General features: G+C 36.5%; 15 protein-coding genes. 10 read left to right on the top strand and 5 right to left on the bottom strand.

Going from position 1 to position 16,081, the window contains the following annotated elements; genetic code table 11:
* Positions 1-149: 149 nt before the first annotated feature.
* From DYR29_RS13895 to DYR29_RS13860, 8 genes are all read left to right on the top strand, one after another.
* A complete protein-coding gene (locus tag DYR29_RS13895; RefSeq protein WP_213277339.1) occupies positions 150-2,267 on the top strand; it encodes a TonB-dependent receptor in 2,118 nt (705 codons plus the stop codon).
* A 203-nt stretch (positions 2,268-2,470) separates the two neighbouring features.
* Positions 2,471-3,223, top strand: coding sequence for a hypothetical protein (locus tag DYR29_RS13890; RefSeq protein ID WP_213277338.1), 753 nt, complete (start codon positions 2,471-2,473; stop codon positions 3,221-3,223).
* Positions 3,211-3,753 carry an acyl-CoA thioesterase gene (locus tag DYR29_RS13885; protein WP_105702355.1) on the top strand — a complete coding sequence of 181 codons (543 nt, stop codon included), beginning with the start codon at positions 3,211-3,213 and terminating at the stop codon, positions 3,751-3,753. The genes DYR29_RS13890 and DYR29_RS13885 overlap by 13 nt, the downstream gene beginning before the upstream one ends.
* Positions 3,754-3,916: 163 nt before the next feature.
* Positions 3,917-4,846 carry a 2-hydroxyacid dehydrogenase gene (locus tag DYR29_RS13880; RefSeq protein ID WP_213277337.1) on the top strand — a complete coding sequence of 310 codons (930 nt, stop codon included), beginning with the start codon at positions 3,917-3,919 and terminating at the stop codon, positions 4,844-4,846.
* A 115-nt stretch (positions 4,847-4,961) separates the two neighbouring features.
* Positions 4,962-5,318, top strand: coding sequence for a hypothetical protein (locus DYR29_RS13875; protein WP_249413503.1), 357 nt, complete (start codon positions 4,962-4,964; stop codon positions 5,316-5,318).
* A gap of 145 nt (positions 5,319-5,463) precedes the next feature.
* The gene (locus DYR29_RS13870; RefSeq protein WP_213277336.1) at positions 5,464-6,726 is read left to right on the top strand and encodes a serine hydrolase domain-containing protein; all 1,263 of its coding nucleotides are present in this window, start codon (positions 5,464-5,466) and stop codon (positions 6,724-6,726) included.
* 25 nt (positions 6,727-6,751) lie between these two features.
* Complete coding sequence (locus DYR29_RS13865) at positions 6,752-8,563, top strand: Ig-like domain-containing protein (RefSeq protein ID WP_213277335.1); 1,812 nt, start codon at positions 6,752-6,754, stop codon at positions 8,561-8,563.
* 4 nt (positions 8,564-8,567) lie between these two features.
* Positions 8,568-9,026, top strand: a complete 459-nt coding sequence (locus DYR29_RS13860; protein WP_052186499.1) for a heme-binding domain-containing protein — start codon at positions 8,568-8,570, stop codon at positions 9,024-9,026.
* Positions 9,027-9,129: 103 nt separating this feature from the next.
* On the opposite strand, the gene DYR29_RS13855 is transcribed toward DYR29_RS13860, so the two are convergent.
* From DYR29_RS13855 to DYR29_RS13835, 5 genes are all read right to left on the bottom strand, one after another.
* On the bottom strand, positions 9,130-9,642 hold the full coding sequence (locus DYR29_RS13855; RefSeq protein WP_213277334.1) for an NUDIX hydrolase: 513 nt from the start codon (positions 9,640-9,642) through the stop codon (positions 9,130-9,132).
* Complete coding sequence (gene xerD / locus DYR29_RS13850) at positions 9,639-10,553, bottom strand: site-specific tyrosine recombinase XerD (RefSeq protein WP_142718876.1); 915 nt, start codon at positions 10,551-10,553, stop codon at positions 9,639-9,641. The genes DYR29_RS13855 and xerD overlap by 4 nt, the downstream gene beginning before the upstream one ends.
* Before the next feature lie 6 nt (positions 10,554-10,559).
* A complete protein-coding gene (locus tag DYR29_RS13845; RefSeq protein ID WP_034692520.1) occupies positions 10,560-10,982 on the bottom strand; it encodes a deoxycytidylate deaminase in 423 nt (140 codons plus the stop codon).
* A gap of 53 nt (positions 10,983-11,035) precedes the next feature.
* Positions 11,036-11,803: an enoyl-CoA hydratase/isomerase family protein gene (locus tag DYR29_RS13840; protein ID WP_062675984.1), complete on the bottom strand. Its 768-nt coding sequence runs from the start codon at positions 11,801-11,803 to the stop codon at positions 11,036-11,038.
* Positions 11,804-11,908: 105 nt separating this feature from the next.
* The gene (locus DYR29_RS13835; RefSeq protein ID WP_213277333.1) at positions 11,909-13,396 is read right to left on the bottom strand and encodes a catalase; all 1,488 of its coding nucleotides are present in this window, start codon (positions 13,394-13,396) and stop codon (positions 11,909-11,911) included.
* A 134-nt stretch (positions 13,397-13,530) separates the two neighbouring features.
* Between DYR29_RS13835 and DYR29_RS13830 the strand changes: the two genes are divergently transcribed.
* Together DYR29_RS13830 and metK are read left to right on the top strand one after the other, a co-directional pair.
* Positions 13,531-14,481 (top strand): LysR substrate-binding domain-containing protein, encoded by a 951-nt coding sequence (locus DYR29_RS13830; protein ID WP_047377365.1) that lies wholly within the window; start codon positions 13,531-13,533, stop codon positions 14,479-14,481.
* A 237-nt stretch (positions 14,482-14,718) separates the two neighbouring features.
* On the top strand, positions 14,719-15,999 hold the full coding sequence (gene metK, locus DYR29_RS13825; RefSeq protein WP_047424747.1) for a methionine adenosyltransferase: 1,281 nt from the start codon (positions 14,719-14,721) through the stop codon (positions 15,997-15,999).
* Positions 16,000-16,081: the final 82 nt, after the last annotated feature.

Below are 16,081 nucleotides of genomic sequence, written 5' to 3'. Positions count from 1 at the left end.
CTGAAATAAAGGGGTGCTTTAACAGGCTGAGATTATACCCAATGAACCTGGAACAGATAATGCTGTTTAGGGATGCGTCTTCATAAAACGCTGAATTGTATAATATCTTATCGATCCCCTTTTATTCATTAAATGTCAAGATTTATAGAATGAAAGGATTATTTTTTTTAGGGCTTAGCGTAGGCTCAGTAGCCTTTATGCAGGCTCAGAATAAGGATTCTCTGAAAGTCAGAGAAATTGAGGCGGTCAACTTTACCAAAAGACTGCCAGTTGCAAAGGAAATCATCAATGTACAGAAAGATTTAGACGGGAAAAATTTAGGACAGGATCTTCCTATTCTTTTAAAAAATCAAACCTCCATTATTTCTACTTCAGATGCAGGAAATGGGGTAGGATATACCGGTTTTAGAATTCGTGGAGTTTCAGGAAGCGGGATTAATGTAATGATGAATGGTGTTCCATATAATGATTCTGAGAGCCAGGGAACTTTTTTTGTCAATGTTCCGGACCTTACAAGTTCTGCTTCACAGATTGTTATTCAAAGAGGGGTGGGAACCTCCAATAATGGTGTTTCTGCTTTCGGGGCAAGTATCAATGTAATTTCTAAAGATCCTGAAGAAAAGTTTTATTTTAAGACAGATGACAGCTACGGCTCATTCAATACCTATAAATATTCAGCTGAGATAGGTTCCGGTAAGTTCTGGAAAAACCGCCTTTCTGTAATGGGAAGATATACTCATATTCATTCTGACGGTTATATCGACAGGGCTTCTTCAAATTTACATTCTTATAATTTTACGGCCTTATTTGAAGAAGGGAATACCAAGTTACGGTTAATGGCTTTCGGTGGAAAAGAAAAAACCTACCAGGCATGGAACGGGATTGACCGTAAAACATGGGAAACCGATCCTAAATTCAATGTTTCAGGTGCAATTTATGATGCCAGCTGGGAGAATATTGTAAGCTTCTATGACAACGAAACAGACAATTACAGACAGAACCATTATCAATTGCTTTGGGAACAGAAATTCAGTGACCGGTGGAATCTTGAAACTACTTTTCACTATACCAAAGGAAAAGGATATTACGAAAATTACAAGCAGGGAGACCCTTTTTCCAGATACAATTTACCTGATCTGACTGAAGGAGGGCAAACTGTAAAATATTCAGATTTTATCAGAAAAAAATGGCTGAACAATGATTTTTATGGAGTTGTTTCAACGCTTTACGGAAAGTTTGAAAACTTAGACCTGAACGTGGGAGTTGTCGCCAATCAATATTACGGTAGACACTACGGAAATGTTACAGGTGTATTTTTTCCTCAGATTGATGAAAGCGAGTATTACAGAAGCCGTTCGATAAAGAATGAAGTATCCGGTTTTGCAAAAGCTTTGTTCATAGTAGATAATTTTGAATTTTTTGGTGATTTGCAGCTTAGAAAAATAAATTACAACACTAAGATCTTGATGGCTGGCGATGGTGAAGGTGCTGATTTAAGCAAAAACTGGTTGTTTTTTAATCCAAAAGCTGGTGTAAATTATAGAATTGAAGGAGGTAAAGTGTTCCTTTCATACGCTCATGCCCACCGTGAACCGAACAGAGATGATCTGATGGCAAATAACGATGTGAAAGCTGAAAAACTTCATGATATTGAAGCGGGTTTTGAAAAACAGTTTGGGATCGTATCATTTACTGCGAATGTGTATTATATGTATTATGTCAACCAATTGGTTTTAAATGGTGAACTTAACAATGTAGGAGCATTCATCAGAACCAATTCAGGGAAGAGCTACAGAAGAGGAGTGGAACTTGGTGCGTTGGCAAAATTATCCAAACAATGGGAGGTTTCAGGAAATGTGACCTTAAGCCAGAGTAGAAATCAGGACTTTAATATCCAAAATGGCGATGTTCCTAAAAGCCTAGGAAATACACAGATTTCATTCTCGCCGAATGTGATTGCCAATCTAAGTCTGAAATTCAACCCTACCAAAAACTTTCAGTTTGCTTTAATGAATCAGTATGTCGGGAAACAATATCTCGACAATACGGAAGATGCCAATCTGCAGCTTAAAGATTATTTCCTGACCGATTTCAATGCCCAGTATCAGTTTAAAATTGCCAATAATGAAATTGCATTAAAACTATTGGTCAATAACCTGTTCAACAAGAAATATGTCAACAACGGATCTGTGTACGAAGGGCAGCCTTATTATTTTTCACAGGCAGGAACCAATTTTATGTTTGGAGTGAGCTGGAAGATTCAGTAATGAGAAAGTTGGAGAGCAAATAAGTGAATTTGAAAATTTGCCCTTTTACTCGTTTCATTATAATTGTTAAGCTTAAAAAAAGAAGTTTAAATAGCTGTATTCCAGTTTTGATAAAGAATAATCAAAAGACTGTTTCGGCAGTCTTTTTTTATATAGGTTAAATATCTTAAAAAGTCATGAAAAAGTTATAAATTTGCTGCCAAATGAATATTTCAGCATACATTTTAGAATACTTAAAACAATTTGGAACTGCCACGGTTCCAGGCTTTGGGGTGTTTTCACTGAAAAATTCTAAGGCAATTATCAATTCCGAAAACGGGAGCATCTTACCTCCAGCCAGTCAGATTGAATTTACAATAGACTACGAGGTACAGGCTGAAGATCTTACTGCTTTTATTGCAGGACAGAAGCAGATGTCCTTAGAAGCTTCAAGAAGTGATCTTAAGATCCAGACAGATTTTTGGAAGAAAAAACTTCAGGCCGAGCAGGTTCTTGAAATTCAAAACCTTGGAACAGTTTTCATTGAAGAAGGACATACCCATTTCAGAGGAAAAAGAATAGAATCCGGACGTCCGGACTTTTATGGACTGGAAGAGATCAGATTTTCAGATATCAATAACGGAGAAAAGGTAGATCCTTCAGTTAATCGTGAAAAGGATTTCAAATTCAGAAAAACGATTCTCTGGGTTTTCCTTTTGATTATTCCGGTTTTGGGGATTTTATACCTTGCTTTTACCCAGCAGGAACTTCTTTTTGGTAAGAAATCTTTCAATAAGGTTTCTGTACAGACCTCTACCCACAGAATTGTAAAAGATACCATTAAAGTGATGGTACATACCCCGAAAGCAACCGTTTCAGATTCTTTGAAAAAAGATTCATTAGCAAAACCTGTCGGAAAAGCTGTAAAACAAGCTCCGACCGTTCCAAACAACACTAAGACTAGATGGCAAAAATAAAAAAAGCGTCAGAATCTCTGACCATTATGACCAATATCGTTCTTCCGAACGAAACCAATTCTTTAAGAAATCTTTTTGGGGGTGAATTGTTAGCAAAAATGGATCGTTGTGCGTCTATTTCTGCAGCAAGACACTGCGAGAGAAGAGTTGTAACCGCTTCTGTAAACCACGTATCTTTCAACCACCCGATTCCGGAAGGTGGAGTAGTGGTTTTGGAATCTAAAGTTTCCAGAGCGTTCTCTACTTCTATGGAAGTTTATGTGGATGTATGGTTGGATGACCCAATCAATCAGAAGAAAATTCACACCAATGCAGGTATTTATACTTTCGTTGCAGTGGATGAATTCAACCGCCCGATTCCTATTCCGGAAATGATTCCTGAAACAGATGAAGAAAAAGAAAGATTTGCAGCTGCATTCCGTAGAAAAGAACTTTCATTAATCCTTTCCGGAAGAATGAAACCTTTGGAATCTGTAGAACTTAAAAAACTCTTCCAGGAACCGCAGGAATCTAAGAAAGACAAAAAATAGAGTTATATACTTTATCCATAAAAATGCTTTTAAACTTTGCTGAGTGCTAACGCCTTTGCGAGCTTAAAAGCATTTGTTTTTTCAGAAATTTGCGAACTTTGCGGTAGAATAAAAACAGTAATCTTAGGAATATGTTCCTATCTCTAAAACCATTAAATAAAAAATGAAAATACTTCTTTTAGATAAAAACCATCCTCTTATCACAGAACAGTTGATTGCTAAAAACTTTATACTGGAAGAGGATTTTACGTCGTCTTATGATGAGGTTTGTGATAAAATTGAAAATTATGACGGGATTATCATCAGAAGCCGTATTCCATTAGACCAAAATTTTCTGGAGAAAGGAAAAAACCTGAAGTTTATTGCAAGAGTAGGAGCCGGAATGGAAAATATAGATATTCCTGTTGCTGAAAAACTTGGAATCCAACTGATCAATTCTCCTGAAGGAAACAGGGATTCTGTAGCAGAACATGTGGTAGGAATGCTGCTTGTGATTATGAACAGACTTTTTATTGCTTCTCAGGAAGTGAAAAATGGGATATGGAAGCGAGAAGAGAACAGAGGAGATGAATTGCTGGAAAAAACAGTAGGGCTTATCGGATATGGAAATATGGGTAAAGCTACCGCTAAAAGGCTTTCAGGATTCGGATGTAAAGTGATCTTCCATGATATCCTTCCTGGTCTTTCGGATGAATATGCAACACAGGTATCACTGGAAGAACTGAAGCAGTCTGCTGAGGTTTTGAGCCTTCATATTCCTTTGACTTCAGAAACTCATTATCTTATTGATGAAACGTTCATTGCAGAAATGAAAAACGACTTCTATTTTGTCAATACGGCAAGAGGAAAGAATGTGAAAACTAAAAGTTTAGTAGAAGCATTGAAGTCAGGAAAGGTAAAGGGCACTTGTCTGGATGTATTGGAATACGAAAAGTCTTCTTTCGAGCATATTGAAACAGAAAATGAAGATTTAAAATATCTTCTTGAATCTGAAAAAGCAATTGTAACACCACATATTGCCGGATGGACCCATCAGAGCCAAGAAAAACTGGCCCAGTTTATTGTAGATAAAATTGTAGCGTCACATTGTTAAGCTAATAAACGAAGAAAATAAAAGCTAAAGGCGGATTTACAAAAAAAGTAAATTCGCTTTTTTGTATATTTTCAATTTTATATTGATTTTTAAACAAGTAATAAACTCTGTGATCATGATTTGGAAACCAATAACAATTGAAGAAATCTTAGAAATGATTTTCTCAACAGAAAAAGAGTTAAATGGTAATCTTTTAAACTTCTGGGATCTAATCAAAATAGATCCTGAAAAATGGTATGAAGAAGATTACGGGCAAGAAGGTGGTGGCTTTTGGGTAGTAGGTTTAATGGGAAGAAGAGTCATCTATTATAATGATATTGAAGAAGGATTTAATATTTCAGAATATACAGAATACGGGACAATCGATCATTACTATTGTAACCAGGATGAACTCCGTACAGCAATTTTGAGTCTTTATAGTATTATCACATTCGGAGGAAGGATTATAGGACAGTCAGGGCCCCCTATTTAGAAAACAAATTTACGTTCCTGATAATTCTGGCTGTTTTGCCTGTTCGCGAATTTTTCTCTCATTTATGTTAAATAATTCATAATATCCCTCTCATGCTTACTATTTATTTTTGAGTTTTATTAAATTGCCGCTCATTTTGAATCTCATGACGAAGCGTAATTTTGTACTTATCCTAACTGTTCTTTTATCACTATTTTCCTGTAAAAAAAAGTCTGAAACCAAAGAAGCTTCAGCTGAAAATACGACCAATCTACCCAACTATGGAAATGTAGACTTCGGAAGTATTTTCGTCAAAGGTGATGGCCAGCTGTTGAACAGACAAACAACGGTAAGCTATATAGATCAGTATTACAAAAAAATATGGGAAGAGGGTAACCTTAGCGGAGGAATTCTGGTTGCTAAGGGAGATGAAATTCTTTACGAAAACTACAGAGGCTTCGGAAGAGAAGGCAATCAGATGCCGATTGATAAAAATACACCATTGCACGTAGCTTCGGTTTCAAAAACATTAACGGCGATGGCGATGATGAAACTGATTGAGGCAGGAAAAATAAAACTTACAGATCATCTTACCCAGTTTTTTCCGGGATTTCCATATCCGGATGTTACCGTTCAGACTTTACTGGACCAAAGAAGCGGTCTTCCGAAATACGAATATTTTATTACCAAAATACAGCCTGCACCGGCAGAACTTTCCAAACAGTTTATTACGAACCAGGATGTATTGGATATGATTATCAAATACAAACCTGATCTGGCAAGAGATACCGATACAGGATTTATGTACTGTAATACCAACTTTGCTTTATTGGCTTTATTGGTAGAGAAAATAACAAAAACTCCTTTTCCGCAGGCGATGAAAGAAATGGTTTTCACTCCGTTGAAAATGAATAACACCTACATCTTCCAGGAAAAAGATATTCCCACAGCGTCACAGTCTTTCTATTATGGAGGCAGCAAACTGTATCCTTTAGACAAACTTGATCTTATTTACGGAGATAAAAATGTTTACACCACGCCAAGAGATTTATATAATTTCTCAAAAGCAATGTTTTCAAAAAACTTCCTGAAACCTGAACTCATGCAGATGGTATTTACGCCTTATAGCAATGAAAAGATGGGAATGAATAACTATGGGTTAGGATTTAGAATGAAAATATTTGATAACGGTGAAAAACTAACGTATCATAATGGATGGTGGCATGGCTCCAACGCGGTATTTGCACACCTTTTAAAATCTAAAGTTACGATTGTAGCGATTGGAAACAAATATTCAAACAAAGTATATACAGCTCTTGCATTATCAGGATTATTCGAAGATTTTCCTTTACAGAAAGAGAAGCTGCACACTGTTATGCATGACAATAAAGATACTTTAAATTCCGGACAGGAAGTTTTTGGAGAATAATGTTTATTTTTGCTTAAACATTTTCATGAAAAGGTTTCTTTTATTATTTGTTATCTGTTTTCTTGTGCATTCATGTGCAAGAGTGGGATCTCCTGTTGGAGGGCCTAAAGATACTTTAGCACCAAGGTTTTTAAGTTCAAACATTGATACTACAAGAATTAATGTTAAAAAAGATATTCACGAGCTTCGTCTGGATTTTGATGAATATGTGACATTGAAGGACATCAATAAAAACCTGATTATTTCACCTCCGATTAAAGGGATAACGAGGATTCTTCCTTCCAATATAGCCAACAAATTTGTACTGATCCAATGGACGGATACTCTTCAGGCCAATACAACTTATAACTTCAATTTCGGAAATTCCATTGTAGATAATAATGAGTCGAATATACTGAGGTACTTCAATTTTGCTTTTTCTACCGGAGACAAACTGGATGATCTTTATATCAGTGGTGAAGTAAAAGATGCACTGGATACCAAAAAGAAAACGGGAACAACAACGGAAAATAAACTTGTGGTTGGATTGTATCAGGTAAAAGATACAATGGATTATAAGAAAAAGCCTTACTATATCACCAAGGTAGATGAAGACGGATATTATGAATTGAATTATCTGACTCCTGGAAAATATAAGATTATTGCTTTTGACGACGAGAATGGAAATTCTATGTACGACCCGGGAAAAGAAAAGGTTGGGTTCCAGAAAGATCCGATAGAAGTAGAGAAATCTATTTCAGGATTGAATTTAAAAGTATATCCTTCCAGAAAAGCTGTGAAGTATTCGGAGATGAAAGAAATTGCAGGCGGGATTTTAATGTCTTTCGAAGGAAATCCGGATGACGTAAAAGTTCAGTCACTGAATGAAAAAATAAAAGATATCAAAATAACGCACAACCCAAAATCCGACTCTGTCAGAATCTGGTTTGATGCCGTAAAAGATGATGTGGGCCAGACAGCCAATGAAAAACTCACATTTACTCACAATAAAGGTCCGAAAAAAGATAGTGCCTACAGCGTTTCTTTATTTTACAGATACAATAAGAAGAATGTAATGGATGTTGTTAGCGATAACGACGGAACTTCAATCGCTCCAAAAGCAGATTTAAAGCTTGCATCAAACTATATTGTTGATAAAATAGACCCATCAAAATGGACATTAAAAATGAAAGGTGACAGTTTAACAGCTTTACCATTCACCGCTAAAATTTCAGAAACAAATCCTTATCAGATCCATGTTCAATCAGATTTTGTGATGGGAAAAAGCTATGAGCTTACTGTTCCTAAGGAAACGGTATCTTCATTCTATGCAAAGAACAGCCAGTCAAAACGATTTGATTTTGATGTTGCTAAAGCAGATCAGTTTGGAAGCGTTGAGTTTTCCATTGTAAATGCTCCGGAAGCAAATTATTGGATTCAGCTGATAGATTCTTCAGACAAAATCAGCTATCAGAAATATCTAAAAGGAGATAAAGTAAAGTTTGATATACTGAAACCAGGAGAATATATTGTAAGAATTCTGGTGGATAATAACGGAAATAAATATTGGGATGAAGCCGATTTCGCCAATGACATTTTTGCCGAAGATGCATATATTTTCCATAAAAAAGTGATCGTAAGAGGATTGTGGGAAACAAGAGAAGACTGGGATCTGAAGGATACCAGAACACTTGACAGCCCTAAATCAACTTCTCCGACTACAGCACCAACTTCAACCCCAGTATCAACGCCTGCTTCATCATCAGAATCTCAGTCTGCTGCACCTGCTACTACGACGAAACAAGTGCTGAAAAAAGAATTTAAGTCTGGCAATGCTGTTTTAACTCCGTCAAAGTAAACAGATGAAAACGGCTAAGAAAATAATATTCTGGACATTGGTGGCATTTGCCCTGATTCAGTTTTTTCCTATCGACAGGACCAATAAACCTGTTGATTCTGCGGCAAACTTCGTTGATGCAAGGAAAACACCCGAAAAGATCAGAACACTTCTTAAAAATGCATGTTATGACTGTCACTCTAATGAAACCGTTTACCCGAAATATGCTTTTATCGCACCTGTATCATGGTCTGTAAAAAGTCATGTGAATGAAGGCAGAGAGCATCTTAACTTTTCTACCTGGGAAACTTATAATAAGGATCTGAAGGAGAATATGATCACTAAATCTATTCAGACGATCCAAAGCAAAGCAATGCCAATGCCGGGTTATATTGTCTATCATAAAGAAGCCAATCTTTCAGAAGCAGAAAGAGCATTGCTGGTTCAGTATTTTGAAGAAATGCTGAAGACTAAGACGTATTAGGTTCTACAATAAAAAAACTCCCGCAGATTTTACAAACTAAGCATATTGTTTAAAACAATTATCTGCCTGATCTGTGAAATCTACGGGAGTATATTTACAAAAATTATTTCTTTAAATAGCCCTCAAAAAATCTCTTCTGAGAATCAAAAGCAATATCTTCAAGGTCTAGCTCCTGTAAGGAAATCCAGACTGCTTCTGAAATTTCTGAGAGTTCAAGATTTACCTCAAACTTTTCTGAAACATGATACTCATAAAAGAGATCGATGGTGTTGTAATCAATTTCTTTATATTGATAGATGTTTGGAAGGCTAGTAAGGTATTTCAGGTTGGAAATATCGATATCAAGCTGAAGTTCTTCAAAAAGTTCTCTTTTACAGGTTTCTTCTGCACTTTCTTTAGGGTCAACGAATCCTCCGGCAAGATCAAGTTTTCCTTTTTTAGGATCTCTGTTTCTTCGGGTAAGGTAAATTTCGTCTCCACATCTGATGACAACTGCTACGGCACCTGCTACATTATTATACAAAGTAAAACCACATTCCGGACAGCTCCATTTTTTTTCGCCGTCCCAGTGTAAGGACTCTTTGCCACAGCTTGGGCAATATTTCAATAGTTTCATTGAGCAATATTAATATTTCTCGGGTGATAACTCAAAATAACATCCCTTAATTCTTCCGTCTTCAGATGCGTATAGATTTCCGTTGTGGTAATACTGGAATGTCCCAGCATTTCCTGAATATAACGTAGATCTGCTCCATTCTGCAGTAAATGCGTAGCAAATGAATGTCTGAAGGTGTGTGGAGATATTTTTTTGTTAACCCCTGCTTTATCTGTAAGTTCTTTAATGATAAGAAATACGATCACTCTGGACATAGATGTCCCACGACTGTTTAAAAACAGAGTGTCTTCATATTTCTTATTGATTTTGCCTTTAGAACGTACCTCTTTGATATAACTTTCCAATAAATCAGCAGTATAGTCGGCCAAAGGAACAAAACGGGTTTTGTTTCCTTTTCCGTGTACCTTGATGTATTGCTCCTTAAAGTTGATATTGGAGATTTTCAGATCAATCAGTTCAGAAACACGGAGTCCGCATCCATATAGTACCTCTATGATGCAGTGGTTTCTTTTTCCAAGATCTGTATTGACTTCAATAGCAGCGATAATTTTGTTGATATCAGGCAGGCTTAAGGTATCAGGCAGGTATAATCCCAGTTTAGGGCCTTCAAGTAACGCCGCAGGGTTGTCTTCACGATATTCATCCTCAAGCAGAAATTTGAAAAAAGCTTTGATGGAAGATATCCATCTTGCCTGTGATCTTTCACTGAATTTCTGTTTAGAAAGATTGAAAATGTATTCCTGCAGGTTTTCGTAACCGATAGAATCTGGACCGACGTTTGCCAGATCTTCTTTTGCATAATCTTTTAATTTCTTAATGTCCCGAACGTAGGCGTCGAGAGTGTTTTCTGAAAAATTCCTTTCGAAACGAAGAAATATTTCAAAATCTTTGATCTTTTCATCCCAAGTCATTTGTGCTTATTTTTTTAGTTCACAGTCCGATATTTGTTCTATTTCAATGTTGTGGTTCCTCAGAAACGATATTCCATCGTCATCCGAATACTCATTAATATACACCAGTCTCGTAATTCCTGCCTGTAAAATCAGCTTGCTGCATTCTTTACAGGGAGACAACGTCAGATATAACGTTGCCCCTTTTGCAGATTGAGTAGAAGCGGCCAGCTTTAATATGGCGTTGGCTTCAGCATGCAATACGTACCAGTGTGTTTTCCCCTCTCCATCTTCACAGCAGTTTTCGAATCCCGAAGGAGTCCCGTTGTAACCATCTGAAATAATCATCCTATCTTTTACGATAAGAGCTCCCACCTGTTTTCTCTTACAGTAGGAGAGTTTTGCCCATTCCTGAGCCATTTTTAGATAAGCTTTATCAAACTTATTCATACAGCAGCATTGTTTTTTTTCGAAATAATTTGGATTAAAGTCTTTTAGAAAGACTAGAAGTTAGGCTTTCTCTTCTCTAGAAACGCAGTAACTCCCTCTTTCTTATCTTCCATTTCAAAAAGTTCCCCGAAATATTTAATTTCAGTTTCAAAACCTTTCTCCGTGTCAGATAAATTCACGGCGTTTATAGCCTTGGATATTGCCATTGGTGAATTGTAGGCAATAGTGTTTGCTAATTCTTTCGTTTTGGTTAATAATTCTTCAATAGGATATACTTCATTGACCAGGCCGATCTCTTTTGCTTTTTGGGCAGGAATCATTTTGGCAGAGAAGATCATTTCGTTGGCAATACCTTTTCCTACAAGCTTCGGAAGCCTTTGAGTTCCTCCGTATCCCGGGATTAATCCAAGAGTCACTTCAGGAAGCCCTAATCTGGCGTTTTCCGATGCATATCTGATGTGGCATGCCATAGCAAGCTCTAAACCTCCGCCTAATGCAAAACCGTTAACGGCTGCAATGACAGGCTTAGACATATTTTCAATTTTATTGAACAGTGTATTTTGTCCGTTTCTTGCAAGTTCTTCTGCTTTTTCCTGTCCGAATTCGCTGAATTCCTTGATGTCAGCACCTGCTACAAAAGATTTTTCTCCACTTCCGGTAAGGATGATTACCCTGCATGAAGTGTCAGCGTTAAGCTCGTCCAGTGCGGTACTGATTTCCTGAATCGTTTTTGCATTTAAAGCATTTAAACTTTCAGGTCTGTTTATGGTAATGATAGATAATTTATCTTCTTTTTTTAATAATATGTTCTCGTAACTCATTTTTCCACTTTAAAATATCATCCTTTGCAAATTATGAATTTTTTACAAAAAAAAGGAAAAAATATTATTTTTTTTTCCTTTTTTTTAATTTATCATTCAATATGATTATTTGGAATGATTCATCATATTTGCATCAATATTGACGTTTAGCTGAGATGCCACTTTCATGCCAAGCTCAATGTTGGCTCTGAAAAAGTGACATAATTGTCGGTTAATGATCTCATCTTTTTTAGGGCCGCTGATGCCTTTCATGCTTCCTATAATATTTTGGATCAGACGATCTCTGTCTTCTGCATTCATTGCTTTTGAATAAAGCAAACCAGGTTGGGTATAATGATCGCTGTCGTTGTCATTTCTGTTATAGCTGGCAACATGAGCACTGTCTAATTCATACTCAAAATTTTTGTAATCAGAATCAGCTTTGATATCATCAAAACTGTTCGGATGATAATTCGGCTTGTCCTGATAGTAGCTTGAGTCTGCCATATAGCCATCTCTCTGATAATTATTGACAGCAAAAGGACATCTGTTCACCTCCAGCTGATGCGCGTTGACACCTACTCTGTAACGGTGGGCATCAGGATAAGAGAATAATCTTCCCTGCAGCATTTTATCAGGAGAGAAACTAATTCCATTAATCAGACTGCTTGGTGAAAATGTAGATTGTTCAACATGGGCAAAGTAATTAACAGGAACTTCATTAAGCTCCATTTCTCCTACCTCAATCAAAGGGAAATCATCATGGAACCATACTTTTGTTACATCGAAAGGATTCCATCTGAAATCTTTTGCCTGTTCCTCGGTCATCACCTGGATGTACATAGTCCATTTCGGGAAATCACCGTTTTCAATAGCATTGCAAAGATCTTCCTGGGCGAAGTCCGGGTTTTCTCCGGCCATTTTTACAGCTTCTTCATCAGTGAAATTTTTCACTCCCTGTTTTGTCTTGAAGTGGAATTTCACCCATACTCTTTCATTATTATCATTGATCATGGAGAAAGTATGAGACCCGAAACCGTGCATATGTCTGTAACCATATGGAGTTCCTCTGTCTGACATTAATATCAGAACCTGATGAAGTGATTCCGGATTTAAGCTCCAGAAATCCCACATCATGGTGGCACTTTTTAAGTTTGTTTTTGGCACCCTTTTTTGGGTATGAATAAAATCCGGGAATTTTTTAGCATCCTTAATAAAGAATACCGGCGTATTATTTCCTACAAGGTCCCAGTTTCCGTCTTCAGTGTAAAATTTTAAAGCAAAACCTCTTGGGTCTCTTGCGGTATCTGCGCTTCCTTTTTCTCCACCCACGGTAGAGAAACGGGCAAACATTCTGCATGTATTTCCTACTTTCGAAAATAGCTTTGCCTTTGTGTATTGGCTGATATCATGGGTTACGGTAAAGGTTCCGTAGGCTCCGCTTCCTTTGGCATGCACTATTCTTTCAGGAATTCTTTCCCTAACGAAATGCGCAAGATTTTCCTGAAGAATAAAGTCTTGCAGCAATACAGGGCCTCTTGGTCCTACCGTCTGTGAATCCTGATGCTCAAAGTAAGGTGCTCCGTTGCTTAACGTTAATTTTTTAGAATCCATATAATTGATGATTTGAATAATTCTTTTTCCTTTTTCTAAATCGAAGTGTAAAGGTAGTGAATATCAAATTTACTTGAATTTTTAATTGCTAATAACAAAAACGTTATATCTTTGTAATAGATAATATTAATCAAATGAACATTCAGCAACTGGAGTATCTTATCGCTGTTGATAAGTATAAACATTTTGGTAAAGCAGCTCAGGCATGTTTTATCACACAACCTACGTTAAGTGCCATGATACAGAAATTTGAGGACGAACTGGATGTGAAGGTTTTCGACAGAACTACTCACCCCATCCGTACCACAGATGTAGGTCTTCAGATTATTGATCAGGCAAAAGTTATTATAGAGTCTGTCAATGAGCTGAAAAACAAAGCAAACCTTTTGAATAATATTTTAGGAGGAACTCTTAATCTGGGAATTATTCCTACGGTTTCTTCTTTCATTCTGCCTACGGAAATCTTCAAATTCCTTGAAGATAATCCAAAGATTCAGATGAATGTAAAAGAAATGACAACGGATAATATTATTAAAGCTTTAAAAGCCGGAGAACTGGATGCGGGAATTATCTCAACTCCTTATGATACTGCTGACGAGTTTTATCAGGATTTCTTATTCAATGAGGAACTTATGATTTACAGTTCCAATACAGAAGCCAACAAAAAGAATTCTTACATCATTCCGGAAGACCTGAATGTAGAAAAAGTATGGCTGCTTGAAGAAGGAAACTGTCTTAGAAATCAGTTTGAAAACATCTGTCATCTGAAAGAAAATACATTAAAGCCTAAAAACTTAGATTTCTTAGCTTCCAATATCCAGACCCTGGTACACATGGTAGATAAAGTAGGAGGAATCAGTATTCTGCCGGAACTTGCATTGAGCCAGCTTTCGGAAGAACAGAAGAAAAATGTTTTCAGATTCAAAAAACCTTTCCCTTATAGAGAAATCAGTATTATTTATTATAAGCCAACTTTTAAGCAAAAAATTATTGATGAATTGTCACATTCTATCAAAACTTCTTTAGAACTTAAGTTGAATTATCACGAAAGTCCAAAAGAATTTGTAAGCATTAAGCCTCAGTAATGGAAATGCTTTAAAGTGATAGAAATCATCAATTTAAATAAAATTATAATTAATAAACAAAATCTTTGAGTATTACGAAAATAGTGCTTAAATTTGCTGACGTTTATTACGAGGAAAAATTTGACCTGATTGCAACCTCTATAAAAATATGCTAAAACAGTATTCTTTTTTTCTGGGCAATTTCATTCATATTTTTCGTAAATACTATTTTTAAATCTTTAAAAACAAAAGAATTATATGTCTTATTTATTTACATCTGAATCAGTTTCAGAAGGACATCCGGATAAAATTGCCGACCAAATCTCCGATGCATTAATCGACCATTTTTTAGCATATGATAAAGACTCAAAAGTAGCATGTGAAACTCTTGTAACTACCGGACAGGTGGTATTGGCAGGAGAAGTAAAATCTGATGCTTACCTTGATGTACAGACCATTGCCAGAGAAGTAATCAACGGAATTGGGTATACAAAAGGGGAATACATGTTCAATGGAGATTCTTGTGGAGTAATCTCTGCCATCCATGAGCAGTCACCTGATATCAACCAGGGAGTTGACAGAGCTGTAAATGATGAGTCTTTCGAAGCGAAAGCAAATGCACAGGGAGCAGGAGACCAGGGAATGATGTTCGGGTATGCTACCAATGAAACGGCTAACTATATGCCTCTTGCATTGGACCTTGCTCACACTATTCTGAAAGAACTTTCTGCAATCAGAAGAGAAAATAAAGAAATCACTTATCTTCGTCCTGATGCAAAAAGCCAGGTAACTATTGAATATTCTGATGACCACAAGCCAATCAGAATTGATTCTATCGTAGTTTCTACTCAGCACGATGATTTCGCAGCTGAAGAGGAAATGCTGAACAAGATCCGTGAGGATATTAAGAACATTCTGGTTCCAAGAGTTGTAGCACAACAAACAGAGGAAATCAAAGCTTTATTCAACGATCAGATCAAATATCACATCAACCCTACAGGAAAATTCGTAATCGGAGGACCTCACGGAGATACAGGTCTTACAGGAAGAAAAATCATCGTTGATACCTACGGTGGTAAAGGAGCTCACGGTGGTGGTGCTTTCTCTGGAAAAGATCCTTCTAAAGTAGACAGAAGTGCAGCTTATGCAACAAGACATATTGCTAAAAACTTGGTTGCTGCAGGAATTGCTGATGAAGTTTTGGTACAGGTTTCTTATGCAATCGGAGTAGCTGAACCTTGTGGTTTGTATATCAACACTTACGGAACTGCGAAAGTAGATCTTCATGATGGTGATATCGCTAAAAAAGTTTCTACGATTTTCGATTTAAGACCTTATGCTATTGAACAGAATTTAAAATTAAGAAATCCTATTTATCAGGAAACAGCTTCTTACGGACATATGGGTAAAGAGCATTATGTAGCTGATAAAACGTTCAATAAAGGACATAAAAACGAGCTTACGTTGAAAGACCTTGAATTCTTCACTTGGGAGAAACTTGACAAAGTAGAGGAGATTAAAGCCGCTTTTGGAATTTAATTTCTCTTTAAAGAATAATAATGAACTGCTTTATCTTTGGATAAGGCAGTTTTTTTTAATTTTACACCTTAATAATATAGAA

Source organism: Chryseobacterium indologenes, assembly GCF_018362995.1.
Lineage (GTDB): Bacteria > Bacteroidota > Bacteroidia > Flavobacteriales > Weeksellaceae > Chryseobacterium > Chryseobacterium indologenes_G.
The sequence above is the reverse complement of the archived record's forward strand: the minus strand, read 5'-3'. Positions and strand labels throughout refer to the sequence as shown.

Coding starts and splice junctions, on each gene's coding strand:
- xerD (WP_142718876.1), bottom strand. CDS start 10,553: ATGACTTGGGATGAAAAGATCAAAGATTTTGAAATATTTCTTCGTTTC.
- DYR29_RS13835 (WP_213277333.1), bottom strand. CDS start 13,396: ATGGATTCTAAAAAATTAACGTTAAGCAACGGAGCACCTTACTTTGAG.
- DYR29_RS13880 (WP_213277337.1), top strand. CDS start 3,917: ATGAAAATACTTCTTTTAGATAAAAACCATCCTCTTATCACAGAACAG.
- DYR29_RS13860 (WP_052186499.1), top strand. CDS start 8,568: ATGAAAACGGCTAAGAAAATAATATTCTGGACATTGGTGGCATTTGCC.
- DYR29_RS13845 (WP_034692520.1), bottom strand. CDS start 10,982: ATGAATAAGTTTGATAAAGCTTATCTAAAAATGGCTCAGGAATGGGCA.
- DYR29_RS13830 (WP_047377365.1), top strand. CDS start 13,531: ATGAACATTCAGCAACTGGAGTATCTTATCGCTGTTGATAAGTATAAA.
- DYR29_RS13875 (WP_249413503.1), top strand. CDS start 4,962: ATGATTTGGAAACCAATAACAATTGAAGAAATCTTAGAAATGATTTTC.
- DYR29_RS13885 (WP_105702355.1), top strand. CDS start 3,211: ATGGCAAAAATAAAAAAAGCGTCAGAATCTCTGACCATTATGACCAAT.
- DYR29_RS13855 (WP_213277334.1), bottom strand. CDS start 9,642: ATGAAACTATTGAAATATTGCCCAAGCTGTGGCAAAGAGTCCTTACAC.
- DYR29_RS13870 (WP_213277336.1), top strand. CDS start 5,464: ATGACGAAGCGTAATTTTGTACTTATCCTAACTGTTCTTTTATCACTA.
- DYR29_RS13840 (WP_062675984.1), bottom strand. CDS start 11,803: ATGAGTTACGAGAACATATTATTAAAAAAAGAAGATAAATTATCTATC.
- DYR29_RS13865 (WP_213277335.1), top strand. CDS start 6,752: ATGAAAAGGTTTCTTTTATTATTTGTTATCTGTTTTCTTGTGCATTCA.
- metK (WP_047424747.1), top strand. CDS start 14,719: ATGTCTTATTTATTTACATCTGAATCAGTTTCAGAAGGACATCCGGAT.
- DYR29_RS13895 (WP_213277339.1), top strand. CDS start 150: ATGAAAGGATTATTTTTTTTAGGGCTTAGCGTAGGCTCAGTAGCCTTT.
- DYR29_RS13890 (WP_213277338.1), top strand. CDS start 2,471: ATGAATATTTCAGCATACATTTTAGAATACTTAAAACAATTTGGAACT.